The sequence below is a fragment of the Acidiphilium sp. genome (assembly GCF_049977125.1).
Taxonomy (GTDB): Bacteria; Pseudomonadota; Alphaproteobacteria; order Acetobacterales; family Acetobacteraceae; genus Acidiphilium.
Genome location: NZ_JBMFGY010000035.1, coordinates 1 through 21,892, shown reverse-complemented (window position 1 = coordinate 21,892; position 21,892 = coordinate 1). Strand labels below are relative to the sequence as shown.

17 protein-coding genes and 1 tRNA gene are annotated in these 21,892 nt (G+C 68.0%); 10 read left to right on the top strand and 8 right to left on the bottom strand.

The genetic code is table 11. The features are described from left to right. Window positions 1–3: 3 nt before the first annotated feature. The 4 genes from ACP5E6_RS07835 to ACP5E6_RS07820 are packed head-to-tail and all read left to right on the top strand — an operon-like array spanning window position 4 to window position 5,163. Entirely contained in the window at window positions 4–1,359 is a 1,356-nt protein-coding gene (locus tag ACP5E6_RS07835; protein ID WP_427953519.1) for a sigma-54 dependent transcriptional regulator, read from the top strand. After that, window positions 1,356–3,431 (top strand): flagellar biosynthesis protein FlhA, encoded by a 2,076-nt coding sequence (flhA, locus tag ACP5E6_RS07830; RefSeq protein ID WP_427953517.1) that lies wholly within the window; start codon window positions 1,356–1,358, stop codon window positions 3,429–3,431. The genes ACP5E6_RS07835 and flhA overlap by 4 nt, the downstream gene beginning before the upstream one ends. After that, entirely contained in the window at window positions 3,432–4,361 is a 930-nt protein-coding gene (locus tag ACP5E6_RS07825) for a GTP-binding protein (RefSeq protein WP_427953515.1), read from the top strand. It abuts the gene before it with no gap. After that, window positions 4,351–5,163 carry an AAA family ATPase gene (locus ACP5E6_RS07820; protein WP_427953513.1) on the top strand — a complete coding sequence of 271 codons (813 nt, stop codon included), beginning with the start codon at window positions 4,351–4,353 and terminating at the stop codon, window positions 5,161–5,163. The genes ACP5E6_RS07825 and ACP5E6_RS07820 overlap by 11 nt, the downstream gene beginning before the upstream one ends. A gap of 73 nt (window positions 5,164–5,236) precedes the next feature. Here ACP5E6_RS07820 and ACP5E6_RS07815 read toward each other — a convergent pair whose 3' ends face one another. Then, complete coding sequence (locus ACP5E6_RS07815) at window positions 5,237–6,145, bottom strand: tyrosine recombinase (RefSeq protein WP_427953511.1); 909 nt, start codon at window positions 6,143–6,145, stop codon at window positions 5,237–5,239. A gap of 28 nt (window positions 6,146–6,173) precedes the next feature. Between ACP5E6_RS07815 and aroB the strand changes: the two genes are divergently transcribed. From aroB to ACP5E6_RS07800, 3 genes are all read left to right on the top strand, one after another. Then, window positions 6,174–7,850, top strand: a complete 1,677-nt coding sequence (gene aroB / locus ACP5E6_RS07810; RefSeq protein WP_427953509.1) for a 3-dehydroquinate synthase — start codon at window positions 6,174–6,176, stop codon at window positions 7,848–7,850. A gap of 9 nt (window positions 7,851–7,859) precedes the next feature. Further along, window positions 7,860–8,606: an FMN-binding negative transcriptional regulator gene (locus ACP5E6_RS07805; RefSeq protein WP_427953507.1), complete on the top strand. Its 747-nt coding sequence runs from the start codon at window positions 7,860–7,862 to the stop codon at window positions 8,604–8,606. Between the two features lie 968 nt (window positions 8,607–9,574). After that, window positions 9,575–10,111: a cytochrome b gene (locus tag ACP5E6_RS07800; RefSeq protein ID WP_427953505.1), complete on the top strand. Its 537-nt coding sequence runs from the start codon at window positions 9,575–9,577 to the stop codon at window positions 10,109–10,111. Here the strand turns inward: ACP5E6_RS07800 and ACP5E6_RS07795 are convergent. Next, window positions 10,103–10,915 (bottom strand): TIGR00282 family metallophosphoesterase, encoded by an 813-nt coding sequence (locus tag ACP5E6_RS07795; protein ID WP_427953503.1) that lies wholly within the window; start codon window positions 10,913–10,915, stop codon window positions 10,103–10,105. The two genes, ACP5E6_RS07800 and ACP5E6_RS07795, sit on opposite strands and share 9 nt — an antisense overlap. 147 nt (window positions 10,916–11,062) lie before the next feature. Continuing rightward, window positions 11,063–11,137, bottom strand: a tRNA-Gln gene (locus tag ACP5E6_RS07790). 125 nt (window positions 11,138–11,262) lie between these two features. On the opposite strand from ACP5E6_RS07790, the gene ACP5E6_RS07785 reads away from it, so the two are divergent. After that, window positions 11,263–12,465, top strand: coding sequence for a pyridoxal phosphate-dependent aminotransferase (locus ACP5E6_RS07785; RefSeq protein ID WP_427953501.1), 1,203 nt, complete (start codon window positions 11,263–11,265; stop codon window positions 12,463–12,465). Window positions 12,466–12,549: 84 nt separating this feature from the next. Here ACP5E6_RS07785 and ACP5E6_RS07780 read toward each other — a convergent pair whose 3' ends face one another. The 5 genes from ACP5E6_RS07780 to paaA are packed head-to-tail and all read right to left on the bottom strand — an operon-like array spanning window position 12,550 to window position 16,084. Continuing rightward, entirely contained in the window at window positions 12,550–13,599 is a 1,050-nt protein-coding gene (locus tag ACP5E6_RS07780; protein ID WP_427953499.1) for a 2Fe-2S iron-sulfur cluster-binding protein, read from the bottom strand. Window positions 13,600–13,610: 11 nt separating this feature from the next. After that, window positions 13,611–14,090, bottom strand: coding sequence for a 1,2-phenylacetyl-CoA epoxidase subunit PaaD (gene paaD / locus ACP5E6_RS07775; RefSeq protein WP_427953497.1), 480 nt, complete (start codon window positions 14,088–14,090; stop codon window positions 13,611–13,613). Continuing rightward, on the bottom strand, window positions 14,087–14,845 hold the full coding sequence (gene paaC, locus ACP5E6_RS07770) for a 1,2-phenylacetyl-CoA epoxidase subunit PaaC (RefSeq protein ID WP_427953495.1): 759 nt from the start codon (window positions 14,843–14,845) through the stop codon (window positions 14,087–14,089). Before paaC ends, paaD begins: the two co-directional genes overlap by 4 nt. Then, window positions 14,826–15,107 carry a 1,2-phenylacetyl-CoA epoxidase subunit PaaB gene (paaB, locus tag ACP5E6_RS07765; RefSeq protein WP_427953493.1) on the bottom strand — a complete coding sequence of 94 codons (282 nt, stop codon included), beginning with the start codon at window positions 15,105–15,107 and terminating at the stop codon, window positions 14,826–14,828. The genes paaC and paaB overlap by 20 nt, the downstream gene beginning before the upstream one ends. Further along, window positions 15,104–16,084: a 1,2-phenylacetyl-CoA epoxidase subunit PaaA gene (paaA, locus tag ACP5E6_RS07760; RefSeq protein ID WP_427953491.1), complete on the bottom strand. Its 981-nt coding sequence runs from the start codon at window positions 16,082–16,084 to the stop codon at window positions 15,104–15,106. Before paaA ends, paaB begins: the two co-directional genes overlap by 4 nt. Window positions 16,085–16,275: 191 nt before the next feature. On the opposite strand from paaA, the gene ACP5E6_RS07755 reads away from it, so the two are divergent. Both ACP5E6_RS07755 and rpsD read left to right on the top strand, forming a co-directional pair. Further along, the gene (locus tag ACP5E6_RS07755) at window positions 16,276–20,799 is read left to right on the top strand and encodes a Hint domain-containing protein (RefSeq protein ID WP_427953489.1); all 4,524 of its coding nucleotides are present in this window, start codon (window positions 16,276–16,278) and stop codon (window positions 20,797–20,799) included. A 222-nt stretch (window positions 20,800–21,021) separates the two neighbouring features. Continuing rightward, complete coding sequence (gene rpsD / locus ACP5E6_RS07750; RefSeq protein ID WP_029311030.1) at window positions 21,022–21,636, top strand: 30S ribosomal protein S4; 615 nt, start codon at window positions 21,022–21,024, stop codon at window positions 21,634–21,636. The last annotated feature ends 256 nt before the right edge of the window (window positions 21,637–21,892 follow it).

The window sequence follows — 21,892 nt, the reverse complement described above, 5'->3', positions numbered from 1 at the left end:
ACGATGCGCATCCTCATCATCGGATCACTGTCGGGCGAGCTTGGCGTGGCGGCACGGATCGCCGCGTCTCGCGGGGCCACGCTCGATCAGGCTGAAACGATCGATGTTGCGATGCGGGTGTTGCGTCAGGAGGCGCGCACCGACCTGATCATCTGCGATGTCACGCGCGATCTGCCCCATCTGATGCAGATGCTTGCCGCGGAGCGCTTCACCATCGCCGTGGTCGCGGCGGGCGCACAGGATGACGAGGCGGCGGCGGTGTCGGCGATCCGGGCCGGTGCGCGTGAATATCTCCCCCTGCCGCCCGATGCCGAGCTGATTGCCGCGATTCTCGCGGCGGTTTCGCTCGATCGACCCTCCACTTTCATCGCGCATGATGCCGTGATGCGCGATCTGCTCGCGAAAGCGGAACAAGTCGCCCAATCGACGGCATCGATCCTGATCACCGGCGAGAGCGGCACCGGCAAGGAGGTGCTCGCCCGCTTCATCCACGCGCGATCGCGCCGCGCACGCGCGCCCTTCGTTGCGCTCAACTGTGCGGCGATTCCGGAAGCACTGCTTGAATCCGAATTATTCGGCCATGAAAAAGGTTCTTTCTCCGGCGCCATCGCGCGGCGGATCGGCAAGTTCGAAGCCGCGCATCATGGCACCCTGCTGCTCGACGAACTCGCCGAGATGGACGTTCGGTTGCAGGCAAAACTGCTGCGCGCCTTGCAGGAACGGGCGATCGACCGCGTCGGCGGTGAACGGCCCGTCCCGGTCGATGTGCGGATCCTTGCCGCGACCAACCGCGATCTCCTCGCCGCGATCGATGCCGGGCAGTTTCGCGAGGATCTGTTTTTCCGCCTCAATGTGGTCGCGCTCCATATTCCGCCCCTGCGCGAACGACCCGCCGACATCGCCCGGCTCGCCCAGCATTTCGTCGATCATTATGCCACCCTCAACGATGTCGAACCCAAGCGCATCACCCAGAGCGCCATCGAACGCCTCGTCGCGCACCCCTGGCGCGGCAATGTCCGCGAGTTGGAAAACACCATGCACCGCGCGGTATTGCTCACCAGAGGCGCCCTGATCGATGCCGATGATATCGGCACCGTCGCCCGTCAGGCCGCAACCGGCACGCCACCGGTCGCCACAGGCGCCCCCGGCAGCGATCCGGCCGTGACCTCGCTGGTCGGCCAGCGGGTCGAGGATGTCGAACAGGCGCTGATCCTGCAGACCTTGCAGCATTGCCTGGGTAACCGGACCCATGCGGCCACCATTCTCGGCATCTCGATCCGCGCCTTGCGCAACAAGCTGCGCGACTACGCGGCCAACGGCGCCGCCATTCCGGCACCCCATAACGGAATCGCCGCATGAACCTCACCCAGGCTCAAAGCGATTTGATCACGAAACTGAAACGGTTCCAGCCCGGCACCGACATCGGGCTGGCGTTTGCGGTGGTGTGTATCATCACCGTCCTCATCATTCCGCTGCCGCCGTTTCTTCTCGATGCCGGATTGTCCTTGTCGTTCACCGCGGGCATCCTGGTGCTGATGGTGTCGCTGTTCATCCGCAAGCCGGTTGAATTCACCAGTTTTCCAACGGTTCTCTTGCTGACGACGTTGCTGCGCCTCTCGCTCGATGTTGCCGCCACACGCCAGATTCTCTCGCACGGCAGCGAAGGGACCGACGCGGCCGGCCACGTGATCGCCGCGTTCGGCGGGTTCCTGATGGGCGGGGATCTCCTGATCGGCCTGATCGTGTTTGCGATCCTGCTGGTGGTCAATTTCATCGTCATCACCAAGGGGTCGACCCGCATTGCCGAGGTCGCGGCGCGGTTCACGCTCGATGCCATTCCCGGCAAGCAAATGGCGATCGACGCCGAAATGAACTCCGGCTCCATCAATGAGGCGACGGCCCGTCGCCGCCGTGCTGAACTCGAACAGGAGAGCGGCTTCTACGGCGCGATGGATGGTGCGGCGAAATTCGTCCGCGGAGATGCGATCGCCGCGCTGATCATCACCTCGATCAATATTGTCGGCGGCTTCGTGATCGGTGTCGCGCAGAAGGGCATGAGCATTCACGATGCCGCCGCCGCTTTCACCACGCTCTCGATCGGTGAAGGCCTGGTGTCGCAAATTCCGTCGCTGCTGGTCTCGGTCGCCGCCGGTATCGTGGTCACCAAAGGGTCGGGGGAAGGCAGCGCCGATACGGCGCTGGTCGCCCAGCTCAGCCGCTCGCCCAAACCGCTCGGCATCGTCGCGGCCGCAGCCATGGCGCTGGCGCTGGTTCCCGGCCTGCCGTTCATCCCCTTCGCCCTGCTGTCCGGCCTCGCGGGGTGGGCGGCCTGGTACCGCTGGCAGCACCCGCCCGTGGTCGAGAACACGACCGATCCCGTGCCGGTGCCCTCCAGCGAACCGCCGATCACCGACGCGCTCAAAATCGACCAGATCCGGCTCGAACTCGGCTACGGCCTGCTGATCCTGGCCGGCGGCGACACACCGAAACTGACGGAGCAGATCAAGTCGCTGCGCCATGCGATTGCGACCGAAATGGGCTTCATCCTGCCGCCGGTCCGTATCCAGGACAATATGCAGCTCGCGGCGGATACCTATTCGATCAAGATCAAGGAGATCGAGGCGGGATCAGGCAAGTTGCAGGCAACCCGCCTGCTCGCGATGACCGCGAGCGGCACCCTGCCCGACCTGCCCGGAGACCGCACCACCGAACCGGCCTTCAACCTGCCGGCAATCTGGATCGACCCGGCGGACCGTGAGCAGGCGCGGGCGAAAGGATGCACCGTGGTCGATCCGGCGAGCGTCCTGACCACGCATTTGACCGAGGTGGTCAAGGAAAACATGGCGGAGCTCCTGTCGTTTGCCGAGACCCAGAAACTGCTCGACGATCTGCCGCGTGAGCAGCAGCGCCTGGTGACCGAGTTGATCCCCAGCCAACTCACCGTGGGCGGCGTGCAGCGGGTGTTGCAGTCACTGTTGGCCGAGCGGGTCTCGATCCGCGATCTGCCGACGATTCTGGAGGGAATCCACGAGGCCTGCACCAGCCAGATCCGCGGTGTGCCCGGCATCGCCGCGCATGTCCGGATGCGGATGGCGCGGCAACTGACCGATTCGCATCTGAGCCCGCGCGGCTATCTGCCGCTGGTCGTGATCGGCCCGGAGTGGGAAACCGAACTGACCGAAGCCCTGGTCGGGCCACCGGAGGCGCGTCAGCTTGCGCTGCCGCCAAGTCGTCTCTCTGATTTCATGCGCCGTGTCACGCAGGTTTTCGAATCGATCGCGGCCGAGGGTGAAACCCCGGTGCTGCTCACCAGCGCACCACTGCGCGCGCATATCCGCGCGATCATCGAACGCATGCAGCCGTCAACCGCCGTCCTTGCCCAGACTGAAGTCTTTCCGCGCGCGCGGATTCGAACCCTTGGAGCCCTGTAGATGAGAGTGAAATTGATCCGAGCCGCCTCGATGCGGCTGGCGATGGACGAGGCCTACGCCTTGATGGGGCCGGATGCGCTGATCATTGATAGCCGCAAATGTGGCAACCAGGTGGAAATCAGCGTCGCGATCGATCCGGAACAGCCCCCCGAACCGGTCGATCCGGCCCGCCCGCACGGCAGCGACGAGGCATGGCTGGAAGCGCTGGTCTATCACAATATCCCGCCCCGTCTCGCCGATCTGTGGATGGCGAAAGCCCCGGTTGCGGCGCTCTCGGCCTCGTTTCGATTCGGTACCATCAATTTCGATCGTCCGCTCCTGCTGGCGGGACCGCCCGGCGCCGGCAAAACCATGACAACGATCAAGCTTGCCACACGCCTGGTGCTCGAAGGCATCAAACCGACGATCGTCAACGCCGATCAGCATCGCGCCGGCGCCTCGGCGCAACTCGCCACCCTCAGCCGCATTCTACGGGCCGAATTCATCGATACCAGCCAGACCACCGCTAAAAGAGCCAAGCCATCGGCGAAGCCATCGTCGAAGACCCCGGCCGCGCCGCGGACCGTCCTGATCGACCTGCCCGGCATGGACGCCTTCAGCGACCGCGACATGGACGATCTGCGCGCCATGATCGATTCTGTGTCAGGCACTGCGGCGCTGGTGATGCCGGCCGGTTTGGACGCGGTGGAAAGCGGGGAAATCGCCGAACGCTTCTATGCCGCCGGCGCGACGACCCTGATCCCGACCCGGCTGGACCTGTCACGCCGGCTGGGCGGCATGATCGCCGCGGCCGACGCCGCACCGCTGACCCTCACCGACGCCGGCACCTCCGGACGTGTTTCCGACGGTCTGCATCCTCTCACCCCCCGTTTCATGGCGAGCCGCCTGCTCGGTCAAACCGAGAAGGATCGCGTTGCCCATGCAGCCTGACACCATTACCCATGCGGCTCCCCACGGCGCGCTGGCCGATCATGGGCGCCGGCCCCGGCTGATCGCTCTCGCCTCCGGCAAGGGCGGCGTCGGCAAAACCTGGCTCACCCTCACCCTGGCCCAGGCCTTGAGCGAACGGCGGCATAAATTACTGGTGTTCGACGCGGATTTCGGGCTGGCGAACGCCGACATCCAGCTGGGTCATCTGCCGGGGTTCGACCTCGGCGCCGTGCTGCGCGACGAGACCCCGTTGCAGGACAGTATCGTGCCGATCGAACAGGGGGGCTTTGATCTGATCGCCGGGCAATCCGGCTCCGGCGCGCTCGCCGGCGTCACCGCGACCCAGGTCGACGGCCTGCTCGCCCGGTTGAGCGAAATCACCGCCAGCTACGACGTCATCCTGTTCGACCTCGGCACCGGCATCAATCCAACCACGCGTCATCTCGCGGCGCTGATGGATACGGTCATTCTGGTCACCACCGAAGACCCCGCCAGCCTGACCGATGCCTACGCCGTCCTGAAGCTGCTCAAGCGCGACCGTACCGAACGAGATCTGCTCACCGACGTGCGTATCGTGGTCAATCAGACCCGCTCCGAACAGGCGGGCAAACGGGCGCACGCCGCGCTGGCGCGGGCCGCGCGGGGGTTCTTGCGGCTCGACCCGCCGCTGCTGGGCACGATCGGACGGGACGAACGCGTCGCCGAGGCCATCCGGGGGCAACGGCTATTGCTGTCGCAATTTCCGAAATCAGCCGCGGCCGCCAGCGTCGCGGCGATCGCACGGCGGTTGATGGCGCGATGACGCAAGATCGGGCACGCCCCATCGGGGACGCTTCATCAGGCACGCCCCATCGGGGCTAGGCGATCGGGCCGGTTCAGGACCGGTCAGATGAACCGGCCGGTCGGGCCAGCGGGTGGTGCGCCTCGACCAGACGCTGCAACCGCTCGGCCAGAACATGGGTGTAGATCTGCGTGGTCGAAATATCCGCATGGCCCAGCAGTTTCTGCAGGCTGCGCAAATCCGCCCCCCGCGCCAGCAGATGGGAGGCGAAGGAATGCCGCAGCACGTGCGGCGAGAGCCGCGCCGGGTCGATCCCGGCATGCAGCGCCACGCGTTTGAGCAGCAGCGCGAACCCTTGCCGCGTCATCGCGGTACCGGTTGTGCGGCCGGGAAACAGAAAGCGGGTCCCTTTGCGATGCCCGGCGCGCAACGCGGCGGCGGCGGCGCGCGCGGCGGGCGACAGCGGCACGATGCGCTCACGCCCCCCCTTGCCCTTGATCAGCAGCAGCACCGCATCGGCCGAGAGCGCCGACGCCGGCAGGGCGAGCAGCTCGGAGATCCGCATGCCCGAGGCGTAGAGCATTTCAAGTCCGGCTCTGGCAACGCCGGCCTGGGCGGGCGGCAGCACCGTGGTGGCGGCCAGAAGCGCATCGACCTCCGCCTCACTCAGAAACCGCGGCAGGGTCGCGGGCAGTCTGGGGGCGGATGACAAGGCGGTGGGGTCATCACCGCGCTGGCCGTCCCGCAGCAGGAAGCGCTGGAATTGCCTGATGGCGGACAATCGCCGCGCCTGGGTCCGCGCGGCCAGACCCTGCGCCGCGAGACCGGCCAGATAGGCGTTCACCATCGCCGCGTCAGCCCGCGCCGGCCCGCCCCCCCGCGCGGCGCAGAACGCGGCGAAGTCAGCGAGATCGGCCTGATACGCCATGATGGTGTTGCGCGCCGCCCCACGCTCAGCCGCCATCGATTCCAGAAACGCCTCGATATGTCGCTCTATCGTCATGCTTGGAGTGTGGTAAGCCGCGCAGACCATGCTCGACAAGTCCGACGACACTCCGGCCGATGCCGCGGCCCGCAAACAACCGCCGCTCGGGCGAAGCGTCGTGCTGGTCGGGCTGATGGGCGCGGGCAAATCAGCCGTCGGCAAGCGGCTGGCGGCAAGTCTGGCGCTGCCGTTCCATGATTCCGACGCCGAGGTCGAGGCGGCGGCAGGCTTGAGTGTCGCCGACATCTTCGCGCGCCACGGCGAGGCGCATTTCCGCGACGGCGAACGGCGGGTCATCGCGCGCTTGCTGTCCGAGGGCCCGATCGTGCTGGCCACCGGCGGCGGCGCCTATATGGACGAGGCGACCCGCGCGCTGATCGCGGCGCGCGCCATCGCGGTATGGCTGCGCGCGCCAATTCCGGTGTTGCTGCGCCGGGTGGCCGGGCGTACCCATCGGCCCTTGCTGAACACCGGTGATCCGGCCGCGGTGCTGGCGCAGCTTTCCGCCCGGCGCACGCCGATCTATGCAAAGGCCGACATCATCATCGACTCCACCGAGGACCCGCCCGACATGACCACCAACGCCACCCTCGCCGCCCTTGCCCGCTACACGCGCCCGATCGAGGTGCGGGTCGATCTGCCCGGCGCGGCCTATGACGTGGTGATCGGCCGTGGCATGCTTTCCGGCGCCGGCGCGCGGCTGGCAGCGGCGCTGCCGCAGCGCCGCGCGATCGTGGTGACCGATTCGCATGTCGCCCTCGCCCATCTCCCGACCCTGAACGCAGCACTCGACGATGCCGGTTTCACCCACGACACGCTGGTGGTGCCGCCGGGCGAGGGGTCGAAAAGCCTGACCCGGTTCAGCGCCCTGATCGAGGATATTCTGGCCCTGAAACCCGAACGCCAGACCGCGATCGTGGCGCTCGGCGGCGGCGTGATCGGCGATCTGGCCGGATTCGCCGCGGCGGCGACGCTGCGCGGCCTGCCCTTCGCCCAAATTCCGACATCGCTGCTGGCCCAGGTCGATTCCAGCGTGGGCGGCAAAACCGGCATCAACTCCCGCCACGGCAAAAACCTGATCGGCGCGTTCCATCAGCCGCGCCTGGTGATCATCGACAGCGACACGCTGACAACCCTGCCCCGGCGCGAGGCGGCGGCGGGATACGCTGAAATCCTCAAGGCCGGGCTGATCGCGGATACCGCGCTGTATCAATGGTGCGAGGCCAACGGCGCGGCACTGCTCGAGGGCGATCAGGATGTGCAGGAAACCGCCATCGCCAAGGCGATCCGCTTCAAGGCGGGCGTCGTGGTCGCCGATCCGCTCGAAACAGCGCGGACCGATGGCCGGGCGCTGCTCAATCTCGGCCATAGTTTCGCCCATAGCTTCGAGGCCGAGACCGGCTACGGCACCGCTTTGCTCCATGGTGAGGCGGTCGCGATCGGGCTGGTCTGCGCGTTCGATCTGTCGGCGCGGCTGGGGCATTGCGACCCGGCGATCGCCGCACGGATCGCGACCCATCTCGCGAGCGTCGGATTGCCGCACCGGATCGGTGGCTGGTCCGCCGACGCGCTGCTCGCCCATATGCAACGCGACAAAAAAATGCGCGACGGCGTCTTGTCCTTCGTGCTGGCGCGCGGCATCGGCGCGGCGTTCACCAGCCGCGAGGTTCCCATGGCGGTCGTCCGCGAAACATTGCTTGCGTGCGGCGCAACTCATCCATAAACACCCTTCATGTACACGCCGCCGGCTCATGTCGAGGACGATCCCGCAATTCTCGCGGCGATCATGCGCGCGGCCCGCCTGCCGATCCTGGTCAGCGGCGGCGCGGGCGGCATCGAGGCGACGCATCTGCCGCTCACCCATCAGCCCGATCCCGCGCCGCACGGCAGGCTGATCGGACATCTCGCGCGCGGCAATCCGCAATGGCGCTCACTGCGCGACGATGCCGGGCGCGAGAACACCGGGCGCGAGAGTACTGGGCGCGAGAACACTGGGCGCGAGAGTACCGGGCGCGAGGGTGCCAACGCGATGGCGATTTTCCAGGCGCATGATTTCTACGTCTCGCCCAATTGGTATGAAACCAAGCGTGAGACCGGCAAAGTCGTGCCGACCTGGAATTACGAGGCGGTGCACGCCTACGGCACCATCGAAATCATCGAGGACGCAACCCGCCTGCGCGCCATCGTCGAGGCGCTGACCGATCATCACGAGGCAAGCCAGCCGAAACCCTGGCAGGTCAGCGACGCGCCGGACGATTACATCGCATCGCAACTCAAGGGCATCGTCGGCGTGGTGATGACGATCACCCGCCTGATCGGCAAGCGCAAGCTCAGCCAGAACCGCCCGCTCGCCGACCGGCAGGGCGTGATCGCGGGACTGACGGCCGCGGGCGATGCACCTTCGGCGGCGTTGATGCGGTCGCTGAACCCACCGGCGGATCAACCTGCCCCAGAACCCAGCCCTCCACCGCGCGAATGACCGGATCATCCGGCGTGCCCTCTGGCGTGCCGTCTGGCGCACCCTCGATGACCGCGATCACGTTCAACGCCCCGAGCAGACAATCGAGCCGGTCCTCGCCGCAGGAATCCGCCCCGAACCCCGCCGCGATCGCAGCCGCAAGATCGGGGTGGGGGCGGGCGTGGAGCCGCGCCATCGCGGCGGTAATGGCCGGGGCCAGGCCAAGGCGATCGCCCTGGCGCCGCTTGCTGCCGCATCGGGCGATGCCGAGCTGAACCATCGATTCGGCCGGATAGGTCTCCGCCAGCACGATCCGGCCATCGGCCAGCAGATCACCGAACCGGCCCGCATAGGGCCACAGATCGAGCGCAACGCCCCGGCCGAACGCGGGCAGCAACAGATCGCGCCAGGCCGCGAGACCCGCCTTGCCGCATTGATTGGCCCCCATGGTCCAGAACAGCGGGGCGGCACCGGCGCGGCGGGCGGTCGGGCAATCGACGGCGCGGCGCAGCGCTGCCGGTCCGGCGAGACCCAGCCGCGCCGCGAGAGCCGCCATCTGACCCGGTCCGGCGACACTCGCGCGCGGGTAAAACGGCCGCTCCAGCCTGATTTCATCGAGCGTCGCGCACACATCGAACAGTGCTGAAGCCGGATCGAGCCGCCGCAGCCACGCCGGAAAATCATGAATACCCGCCACTTCAGCATAGGCGCGCGGCAGACCGAGCGGAAAATCGACCCCCAGCGCCACCGCCGCCCCCGCGGCCAGGGCCGCGAGCCGCGCCAGCAAATCCGCCGGCGCGCCAACCGGCGCCGGGGCCGCGACCGTCCAGACACCGCGCCAGCGGCGGGCGATGGTGATCCAGCGTTTGCGCGCATCGACGCTCCAATCCGCATGCGCGGCCAGCATCCCATCCCGGCGCGCCGCCCCGGTCATCGACGGCGCTCCGGCGTCGCGGTATTCACTTGGCGCATCATCGGAGTTCATCATCATGGAACCACGCTATCGCACCAGCGCGCAGATCCTTCACTGGCTGATCGCCCTCCTCGTGATCGGGCTGCTGACCGTCGGGCTGATCCTGAGATACGATCTGATCGCGAAATCATCCCGCCCGACCGTCCTGATGCTCCATATGAGCATCGGCCTGACCGTGTTTTTCCTGATGCTCCTTCGCCTCGGCGTGCGTCTGGTCTCGCCGGTGCCACCGCTCCCCGCGTCGGTCACGGCGCCGATCCGGCTCGTCGCGGGCGCGACCCAGATTTTGTTCTATATCCTGCTGCTCGCGATGCCGGTATTCGGCGTGATCTTCGTGCAGGCCCACGGGTTCAAGGTGCCGTATTTCGATTTGTTCACCCTGCCGGCGCTGGTCGCCAAGAATCAGCCGCTCAATCACTGGTTCGCCTTCCTGCATTTCTGGGGCGGCATCACGCTGATCGTATTGCTTGTCCTGCATGTCGCCGGCGCCATCCGGCATCAGCTGCGCGGCGAGCGGGTCCTGCTGCGGATGATGCCGCGCCGCTCACGCTGACGGCATCGCCCGCGCCAGCCGCCCCCCCAGCCGGATCGGCTCGATCCGCAACGCCCGCCCATCCACGCCGGTTTCGATCAACGCGCCGCAGATCGTCGCCTCGCCCTCCGCCGGCTGCAGCCGCTCCCCCGGCATCTTGCGGGTGAACCGCGCGATCGCGGGCGCCTTGCCCATGCCGATCACGCTGTCGTAATCGCCGCACATGCCCACATCGGCCATGAACGCGGCACCGCCCGGCAGCACCTGACAATCCGCCGTCGGGCAATGCGTATGCGTGCCGAGCACGGCGCTCACCGCCCCATCGAACGCGTGGGCGAACGCCATTTTCTCACTGGTCGCCTCGCCGTGGAAATCGACCAGGATCGCCGCATGCGTCACCCCCAGCCGCGCCCGCGCCAGCACCGCCTCGGCCGCGCGGAACGGGCAATCCATCGCATCCATGAACAACCGCCCCATCACCTGCACAACCAGCACCCGCCGCCCATCGGCCAGGGTCATGTCCACCACCCCCTCGCCCGGCGTGCCCGGCGGATAGTTCAGCGGCCGGATCAGCCGTTTCTGCTGCGCGATATACGGAATGATCTCCTTGCGATCCCATGAATGATTGCCCAGCGTGATCGCATCCGCCCCGGCGGCGAACAGCGCCTCCGCCATATCCGGCGCCAGCCCGAACCCGTGCGAGGCGTTCTCGCCGTTCACCACCGCGACATCGATCTTCAGGTCGCGCCGCAACACGGGCAATGCCGCGACAACGGCATCCCGACCTGTCCTTCCCATCACATCGCCTAAAAACAGAATTCTCATCGCGGCTCCTTGTCGTCCGAGCCGGTAAGCGGTACCGCGGCTTTGGGCAAGCGCGCCGACATCACCGGGATTATCATCAGCGGCGTGCGGTCAACGGCGCGCGATCAGCGGGGTGCGATCAACGGCGCGCGATCAATGCGGGGGACATGGCTGGGGAGGGAGGATTCGAACCTCCGAATGGCGGAATCAAAATCCGCTGCCTTACCACTTGGCTACACCCCAATCCGCCCGCTTTGATATGGGGTTGCGCCCGTCTCGGCAAGACCCGCACGGCAGATGTCGCATCGGCGCCATATTCAACCCGCGATTTTGCGGCTAAATCGCCCCTGACGTCAGGGAGCCCCGCCATGGAATTGATCGCCGCACGCCTCAACCGCATCAGCCCGAGCCAGACCATCGCCATCTCGACCAAGGCGCGGCAGCTCAAGGCCGCCGGGCGCGACATCATCAGCCTCTCGGCCGGCGAGCCGGATTTCGACACGCCCGCCCATATCAAACAGGCCGCGATCGAAGCAATCGCGCGCGGCGACACCAAATACACCGACGTCGCCGGCACCATGGAGCTGCGCCGCGCCGTCGCCGGCAAATTCAAGCGCGACTCCGGCATCGACTACAAACCCGAGGAGATCATCGTCTCCACCGGCGGCAAGCAGGTGATTTTCAACGCCATGCTCGCCACGATCGAGGCGGGCGACGAAGCCATCATCCCCACCCCCTGCTGGGTCTCCTACCCCGACATCGTGCAACTCGCCGAAGGCAAGCCCGTCTTCGTCCCCTGCGGCCAGAACCACGGCTTCAAGCTCCGCGCCGAAGACCTCGAAGCCGCCATCACGCCCCGCACCAAATGGCTCATCCTCAACTCCCCCTCCAACCCGACCGGTGCGGCCTATTCCGCTGAAGACCTCCGCCCGCTCTGCGACGTCCTGCTCCGCCACCCGCATGTCTGGGTCTTCACCGACGACATCTACGAAAAACTCACCTACGACGGGTTCAAACCGGCCACCATCGTCGAAGTCGAACCGCGCCTGCGCGACCGCACCGTGACCATGAACGGCTGCTCCAAAGCCTATGCCATGACCGGCTGGCGCATCGGCTTCTGCGGCGCGCCCGTGCAACTCATCAAGGCGATGGACAAGCTGCAAAGCCAATCCACCTCCAACACCTCCTCGATCTCCCAGGCCGCCGCCGTCGCCGCCCTCAACGGCCCGGAAGACGCGATCGACATCATGCGCAAAACCTACCGCGAGCGCCGCGACCTCGTCGTCGCCATGCTGAACGACGCCCCCGGCCTCACCTGCGCCACGCCCGAAGGCGCCTTCTACGTCTTCCCCTCGATCCACGGCTGCCTCGGCAAAACCACCGCCGCCGGCACCAAAATCACCGACGACGAAGCCTTCGTCACCGCCCTGCTCGACGAACACGGCGTCGCCACCGTCCACGGCTCCGCCTTCATCTACCCCGGCTACTTCCGCGTCAGCTACGCAACCTCCACCGAGGCGTTGCGCGAGGCCTGCACACGGATTCAACAATTCTGCGCGGGAATGACGTGACGACGTCGCGAGAGCGACATGCGATTAAATTGACGCGGCAGCGGCAACCTAATCACCTGAAATCGCTCGAAAAAACGTAACGCTCTAGACGGCGTCGTAATCCACGATCACGCCCTCGCCCGCGGGTCTGGCCTGGCAGGTCAATACGAAACCGGCGTCGATTTCCCAGGGTTCCAGCGCGAAATTCACCGCCATCGGGGCGGTGCCGGCCACCAGCCTGGCGCGGCAGGTCGAGCACATGCCGCCCTTGCACGCATAGGGCAGATCGAGTCCCGCCCGGAGCGCGGCATCGAGCACCGCCTCGCCGGCGGCGGCGGTGATGACGCGGCGTTTGCCATCGGCGATGATCGTCACCGCCATCCCGGCGGCATCGGCCACCGGCGCCACGCGGCGCGGCGCGCCGCCATGGGCGGAGACGAACCGCTCGGCATGGATCGCTCCGGCCGCGACGCCCTGCGCCCGCGCCGCCGCCTCGACATCGCCGATCATCGCCGCCGGGCCGCAGATCAACACATGATCGACCGGACCCGCCATCATGCGCAGCAGGATCGTCGCCTTGGCCTGATCGATCCGCCCGTTCAGGAGCGGAATATCCTGCGCCTCGCGCGAGAGCACATGGATCAGCGCAAACCGGTCCGGGTAGCGATCCTTCAGCGCGGCGAGCGCCTCGCGGAACAGGATGGTCTCGGCGCTGCGGTTGCCATAGGCGAGCCACACGCGGGTCTGCGCCTCGCGCGCGAGCAGCGTGCCGATCACGCCGATCACCGGGGTAATGCCGGAGCCGGCGGCGAAGGCGGCGATCCGGCGCGGCCCGTCGGGCGGCGGCAACGCCCCGAACCGCCCGGTCGGCGTCATCACCGAGAGCTGGTCGCCCGCGGCGATCGCCGTGGTCAGATAGACCGACATGGCCCCCCCCGCGATCCGCCGCACCGCGATCCGCATCTCGCCCGACTCAGGCGTCGAACAGATCGAATAGGCGCGGCGCTGCGCCTCGCCATCCAAAATCGCCTCGATCGTCAGGTACTGGCCGGGCGCGAACGCATAGGCCGCGCGCAACGCCGCCGGCACGGCAAACGCGATCGATACCGCATCCGGCGTCTCCTGCCGGACCGACGCGACACGCAGCCCGAACATCCGTGGCCGGCTCAATGACATTTGAAATGATCAAACGGCTCGCGGCAGACCGTGCAGCGCCACAACGATTTGCAGGCGGTAGTGCCGAAGCGCGCGATCGCCTCGCTGACCACGGCGCCGCAGCGCGGACAGGGCGGGCACGCGCCCTCGAACAGCGCCTCGTCCCGCCGCGCCATTGGTGGCGCGATCCCGGCGGCGGCGAGTTTCGCGCGGGAATCCGGGCTGAGCCAGTCGCTGGTCCAGGCCGGGGTGAGCGTGTGGCGGATGCGAAACCGGCCGATGCCGGCCGCGCGCAACGCCGCCGCGATGTCCTCGCCGATCACCGAAAGCGCCGGGCAGCCCGAATAGGTCGGCGTGATGGTCACCTCGACCACGCCATCGATCAGCGCGACGTCGCGCAGAATACCCATCTCGGCGATCGTCAGCATCGGCAGTTCCGGGTCGGTCACCGCCGCGACGGCGCGACGCGCCCGCGCACAGACATCGCTCACCACGCGGCGCCGGGATGGGCGCGCGCCACGCTCTGCATCGTCGCCAACAATTCCCGCCGGTGCGCCGAGGGCTGTCCGCCACGCGCCGCGCCCCCCCGCACCGCCATCGGCGGCAGGAGTGTGGCCTGATCGAACACCGCATCCAGCGCGCCCCGCCACGCAGCGCGGACGCGCGCCGGATCGACCACGACCCCGGCCTCGATCAGCCCGATCTCGCCCGCCGGCACGGTGAACATCTCATCGGTGAACCGCCAGACCTCGTCCAGCGCCGCCTGCGCGCGCCGATGGCTCTCGGCGGTGCCATCGCCCAGCCGGATCACCCATTCCGCCGCGTGACGCCAATGATACGCGACCTCCGGCACCGATCTCGCCGCGATCGCGGCCAGCGCCGCATCGGTCGAACCGGTCAGTTCCGCCCACATCGCGCGGGCGAAGCCGGCATAGACCAACAGCCGCACCATGGTCGCGGCGAAATCGCCGTTCGGCTGTTCCACCAGCGCCAGGTTGCGAAACGCGGCGGCATCGCGCTGAAACGCGAAATCATCGGCGCTGCGCCCCGCGGCATCGAGCGTCGCCGCATGCTCATACAGCGCCGTGGCCTGGCCGATCAGATCGAGCCCGATATTGGCGAGCGCCAGATCCTCCTCCGGCATCGGCGCGTGGCCGCACCATTCCGACAACCGATGCCCCAGGACCAGCGCGTCATCCGCCCGCGCCAGCACGGCATCCCGGTGGTCACATGTGTCCGACGTCATCGGGCACATCATAGAACGTCGGATGACGATAGATCTTGCCGGCGGCGGGTTCGAACAGCATCGCCGCATCATCGGGGTCGGAGGCGGTAATCGCGGCGGAGGGCACCACCCAGATCGACATCGCCTCGTTGCGGCGCGTGAACACATCGCGCGCGGCGGACAGCGCCAGCACCGCATCGGCGGCGTGCAGCGAACCGACATGCTTGTGCGCCAACCCGTTGCGGCTCCGCACGAACACCTCCCACAGCGGTGTGATGCTCATGCCGCCGCCCGCCGCGCGCGTTTCGCCGCATAGGCCAGCGCCGCCTCGCGCACCCAACCCCCTTCCTCATGCGCGGCGCGGCGCACCGCGATCCGCTCCCGGTTGCACGGACCCTCGCCCCGCACCACGGCATGAAACTCCGCCCAATCGATCGGGCCATGGCTGAAATGGCCGCTCGCCGCATCGAAGCGCAACGCCGGATCGGGAATCGCAAGGCCGAGATACCGCGCCTGCGGCACCGTCGCGTCGATAAACTTCCGCCGCAGCTCGTCATTGGAAAACCGTTTGATCTTCCACCTGATCGACTGATCGGAATGGACGCTCTCGCCATCCGGCGGGCCGAACATCATCAGACAGGGAAACCACCACCGATCCAGCGCGTCCTGCGCCATCGCCCGCTGCGCCGCGCTGCCCTGCGCCAGCCGGATCATGATGTCGTAGCCCTGCCGCTGGTGGAAACTCTCCTCCTTGCACACCCGGATCATCGCGCGCGCATAGGGTCCGTAGGAGCAGCGGCACAGCGGAATCTGGTTCATGATCGCGGCGCCATCGACCAGCCAGCCGATCGCGCCGATATCCGCCCAGCTCAGCGTCGGATAATTGAAGATCGACGAATATTTCGCCGCCCCGCTCAACAGCTGATCGACCAGCGCCTCGCGCGTCACGCCCAGGGTTTCGGCGGCGGCATACAAATAAAGCCCATGCCCGCCCTCGTCCTGCACCTTGGCGAGTAACGCCGCCTTGCGCCGCAGGCTCGGCGCGCGGGTGATCCACTGGCCTTCCGGCTGCATGCCGATGATCTCGGAATGGGCATGCTGCGCAATCTGGCGAATCAACAACCGGCGATACGCCGCCGGCATCCAGTCGTTCGGCTCGATCTTCACCTCGGCATCGATCCGCGCCTGGAACGCCGCAAGCCGCGCTGCATCCTCGATCGCCGGCCCCCCGGTACCCACGGTCTCCAACAGCGTCTGCATGACCAATCCTCACATCCCGGCGCCTAAATATTACAAAAATCCAGCCTGTCAATTATTATCGTAATATTTTATCCGGCACCCCCGCGCCAGCCACAGCCTGCGGTAAGGGGCCAGGCCAAAATCAATGGCTTGAACAACTCTTGGTTGAATATTACCATCGCTTCACGACGTTCATCAGAATCGGAGCGGCCATGAGTTCCACCCTGCAGATCATCGGCCCCGCCCTGATCGACCTGATCGACGGCACCACCATCACAGCACTCGACCTGCTGCCCCCCGGCGGCCTCGCGCTGAGCGATAGCAACACCACCGCCCTCAGCGTCACCCTCACCAGCGGCGTCAGCCTCGCCGCCAGCAGCGCGGGCGGCGCCACCGTCATCAGCGGCACCGGCGCGCTCACCCTCACCGGCGATCTCGCGGAAATCAACGCCGCCCTCGCCAGCCTCGTCCTCGCCGCCACCACCGTCGGCACCACCTCCCTCGCGATCAGCGCCAGCGATGGCTCAACCCTCGCAACCACCACCCTCGCGGTCATAACCCTGCCCGATCCGCCGCCCGCCTTCATAACCCCGCCATCCAGCCTCACCCTCACCGCCGGCATCGCCAGCGCGCTCGGCCTCACCCTGGCCGACGACCCGGCGTCCGCGCTGCAAGCACTCGGCGCCGCGCCGGAAGACCTCGCGATCACACTCGAAGCCTCCTCTGGCATGCTCCTGCTCGCCCCCGGCGCCTACGCCGGCATCGACATCGCGGGCGACGCCACCGGCGCCATCACCCTCACCGCCACCAGCAGCCGCTTCGCCCTGCTGAACGCGGCGCTCGGCGCCATCACCCTCGATGCCGCCAGCGCCGGCACGCTCGCCTATATCGCGAGCCAGACCAGCGGCCCCCTCGCGATCACCGACACTTCGGGCAGCCTGACCTACGCCGCCACCGGCACGCTCGCGAGCACCGCCGAAACCTGGGCCGGCGCCCCGCTCGCCTGGCAGAACGCGTCCGCCTGGTCGGGCGATGCCACGCCGGGTCTCGGCACCACGGTCACGATCGGCACCGGCGCCACCGTGTCGGGCTACGGTCTCGCCGCCGCCCTGACCATCGCCGCCAATGCCATCGTCGATCTCGAAGCCCAGATCGGCCTCGGCACCGCCCTGCTCACCACCGCCGCCACGCTCGACCTCGGCGATGCCGCGCTCTCCATCGCCGGCAGCCTCAGCCTCGATGCCGCGTCATTGTTCATCGGCCCCGATGCCACGCTCGCCGCCGGCGGCGTCACCATCGGCACCGCCAGCGGCCTGATCGATTTCGGCACCATGACCTTGAACGGTCTCGATGTGATCGGCGAGGCCCTGCTGCCCGGCGGCGCAACGCTCGACGGCCCGCTCGGCATCGCTGCGGGCGGGCTGATCGATTTCGCCGGCACAATTCAGGCCGGCCTCGCCGCAACCAGCACCACCATCACCGCGATCTCGCTCGCCACCAACGCGACACTCGCCGGGGCCGGCACGATAATCGCCGGCAATTTCAGCAATTCCGCCACAATCGCCGGTCCCGGCACCATCGTCGCGCTCGGCCCGGCGCCGCTCGAAATTCTCGCCGGCAGCGTCGGCGGCGGCGCGCAATTCGTGATCGATCCCGGCGCCTCGCTCGAATTCGGCGCCGTCGCCGCCCTCTACGGCGTGTTCGACAACACCCCCATCACCATCGGCAGCAGCGCCACCATCAGCTTCGCCCCCGGCGCCTCGCCAGGTCAGGACACCACCGGCAATGCCAGCGCCCTCGGCGAACAGGGCGGCGTGCTGATCCTCGACAATCCCGAGAGTTTCGCCGCCACCATCCTCGGCTTCCTGCCCGGCGACCGTATCGACCTCGCCACCCTCACCAGCCTGTCGATCTTCAACGTCACGTCAAGCGCCTTCGAGGTCGAAGGCGCGGTCATCGGCAACACCACCCAGAGTGAAATCCTCACGATCCACGCCGCCCTCGGCAGCCTCACCCCCCAGGTCGAAACCGACGCCGCCGGCGCCCAGCTCATCGGCCTGCGCGCCGCCACCGCCGCCCTGACCCTGAACGACACGCCGGCCACCAGCGCCGTGATCAACGCGGCCAACGGCTTCACCACCCCGATCGAGAACCTCGGCCTTCTGGTGCCAGGCAACGCGACCCAGGGCCTGACCCTCACCATCGCCGCCAGCACCGGCGCCATCAGCGATGGCGGCGCCGCGACCAACTCACTCACCCTGAGTGCCGCCACCGCGCTGAGCCTGAACGCCGATCTCGCCGCCCTCAGCTACACCGCCCAAGCAACCGGCAGCGGCGCCGTGCTCAACGTCACCGGCGGCACCGGCCTCGCCGGGCTGAGTGCCGCGATCGCGATCGACATCACCGCCCCCGCCACGCTCGATTTCACCGGCGCGAACGGCGCGCATTTCAACGCCGATCCCTCATGGGCGGGCCGTATCGCACCGGCCGGCGGCGACATCGCGGCCTTCGCCAGCCACAACGGCGCGCCGCTTCTCGTGATCGGTCCCGGCGTCGCCGGCGCGGTATCGATCGGCGGGGCCTATGATTTCGCCGGCGCGTTCGATCTGGCCGGTTCGGCCGGCATCGCGCTCGACATCGGCGGCGGCGGCCTCGCGCTGTTCGATGCCAACGCCCTGGTCACCCTCGGCGCGGTCGCCCTGGTCGGCGACAGCCACGGCACCGGCACGCTCGGCATCGCCGGAACCCTCTACGCGCCCGCCAACATCACGGTTGGCGGCACCGCCCCCGGCAGCCTGCTCGACATCACCGGCAGCCTCGCCTTCGGCCAGACCCTGGCGCTCGGCACCCAATCCGCCGCCACGTTCGACCTCACCGGCGACGCCAATTTCGCCGCCGTCACCCTCGGCGGCACCGGCACCGGCGAAACCGGGCTGATCCGCGCCGCCGGCAGCGCCACGCTCGGCCTCGGCTCGCTCGACATCCTCGCCGGCACAATCTCGCTCACCGGCGACGCCCTCGCCACCGCCGACGCCACCACACTCACCAGCGGCATGATCCTGCTCGATGGCCAGAGCAGCCTGTCCACCCCGTTCGGGCTCGATCTTTCCGGCGGCACCCTCGCCATCCGCTCGGAGGCCGCACAGGCGCTCGGCCCCGGCACCCTGACCATCGGCACCGGCGCGCTGCTCCATCTCGCGGGCGATCTGAGCGCCGCGGCACTCGCCCTCAGCGGCACCGCCACGATCGACGGTGGCCGGGCCACGATCACCGGCGCGCTCAGCCTCGCCAGCGGCGCCGCGCTCACCCTCGCCGGCGGCACGCTCGCCACCGGCAGCCTGACCCTCGCCGGAGGCGCCACCCTCGCCGGATCAGGCCAGATCGGCGCCGCCACCACCGGCGTCGCCCTGATCCCGATCGCCGCCGCCGGCACGCTCGAAGCCACCGGCGGCACCCTCACCCTGGGCGGCACCCTCACCGGCAACGCCACCATCGCCGCCACCGCCGCCCTCGACCTCGTCGGTCCCGCCAGCGGCGGCACGATCGGCTTCGCCGGGGCCGATGCGCTTCTGACTCTCAACGAACCCACCGCGATGCAGGACGCCGTCGCCAATTTCGCCAGCGGCGACGCGATCGACCTGATCGGCATCGCCCCCTCCCTGGTCAGCGTGTCGGGCGGCATCGTCACCATCGCGAGCCACACCGAATTCGCCCTCGCCGAAGCCCCCGCCGCCGCCGCCGCAACCATCACCGCCGATGGCACCGGGGGTGCCGACATCACCGTCGGCGGCGCCATGCCGTGCTTCACCCGCGGCACCGCCCTGCTGACCCCGACCGGCTACCGCCCGGTGGAAACCCTGCGCCCCGGCGACCGGCTGATCACGCATGATGGCGCCGCCCGCCCGATCCGCTGGATCGGCTGGCGCACCATCGACCTCGCGCGCGACCCCGCCGCCGCCCTGCTCCGCCCGGTGATCATCGCCCCCGGCGCGTTCGGTCCCTTCCGGCCACGCCGCCCCCTCGCGGTCTCGCCGCTCCACGCCATCCTCGGTGCCGGCGGCCTGGTCCCCGCGATCCTCCTGGTCAACAACGCCACCATCACGCGCGATGAAACCGGCTTCGCCATCACCTATTACCATGTCGAACTCGACCGCCACGCCATCGTCTTCGCCGAAGCCCTGCACACCGAAACCTATCGCGACAACGGCAACCGCGACCGCTTCCTCGACCATCTCGGCACCCCCGGCGCGCCGATGCCCGCCTGCGCCCCGCTGATCCTCGGCGGCGCCGAGCTCAGCACCGCCCGCGCCGCGCTGCACCGCCGCGCCACCGCCCTCGGCCATAAAATCATCCATGGCCCCGAGGCCGCCGCAATCCTCGCCCCGCGTCACCCCCCGATCACCCCGCGCCGCCGCGGCCAGCGCCTGATCTTCGACCTGCCCCACCCGGCCACCCATCTCACCCTGCGCTGCCGCACCGGCATGGCGAGCGACACCGACCCCGCCTCCGAAGATCGCCGCCCCCTCGGCCTCTGCGCCGGCACGCTCCGCGCCGATGGCCATAAAATCACCAACTGGGCAGGGCAGGGGTGGCACCCCCGCGCGCCGGGCGACCGCGGTCTCTGGAGCACCGATCGCGCCGAACTCACCCTGCCGCGCGCCGCCACCCGAATCAGCCTCGAAGTGCTCGGCAGCATTCCCCGCTGGGTCCGCGACGCCGCCGATCTCACGCTCTGAACCTGGCGCAGCCCGAGACCCCCGCGCGATCACGCCATGCCGCCATGATTTGACTTTCCCCCCCACCCTGCCTAATGGCGCCTCATTGCTGGGAACGTGGACGCATCCCCCATTTCGGTGGCGGTCGGTGTGAGCCCGTTTTGTCGCGCCCGCGGGCGGGATAAAACCTACCGGTGCAACATGAGGCGAGTTTTCGCCCGCAAACAAAGGAGTCCGGCGCGCATGACCAAGCGTACCGAAAGCAAATACAAAATTAACCGCCGCCTCGGCGTCAATCTCTGGGGCCGCGCCAAATCCCCGATCAACAAGCGCGACTACGGCCCCGGCCAGCACGGCCAGCGCCGCAAGAAACCGTCGGATTTCGGCGTGCAGCTGATGGCCAAGCAGAAACTGCGCGGCTACTACGGCAATATCGGCGAAAAGCAGTTCTACAAATACTACGAGGAAGCCGTCCGCCGCCGTGGCGACACCTCGGAGAACCTGATCGAGCTGCTCGAACGCCGGCTCGACGCGGTGATCTACCGCATGAAATTCGCCATCACCCCCTTCGCCGCCCGCCAGTTCGTCAGCCACGGCCACGTCCTGGTCAACGGCAAGCGCGTCAACATCGCCTCCTACCAGGTCCGCGATGACGACACGATCGAAGTGCGCGAAAAATCCAAGCAACTCGCCGTCGTGCTCGATGCCACCCAGAGCGCCGAACGCGACGTGCCGGAATATATGGAAGTCGATCACCGCGCGATGAAAGGCCGCTTCACCCGCGCCCCGAAACTCGCCGACGTCCCCTACCCGGTCCAGATGGAACCAAACCTCGTGGTCGAGTTCTACTCGCGCTAAATTATCGAGTTCTACTCGCGCTAATTTATAGCGTGTTCTACGCGCGCTAATCCCAACCCCGGTCGTCCTCACCCTGAGGACGACCACCCCCCCCCGGCTCACATCCGCCAGTTCAAGGGAGGTCCCCATGGCCAAACCACGTTTCGCCAAACCCGCCCGCCCCCTCATCACCCTCGCCGCCGGCCTCGCCCTCGCCTCGGCCCTCTCCGGCTGCATCGTCCTCGGCGGCAACTCACCCCCCGCCAAAACCTACATC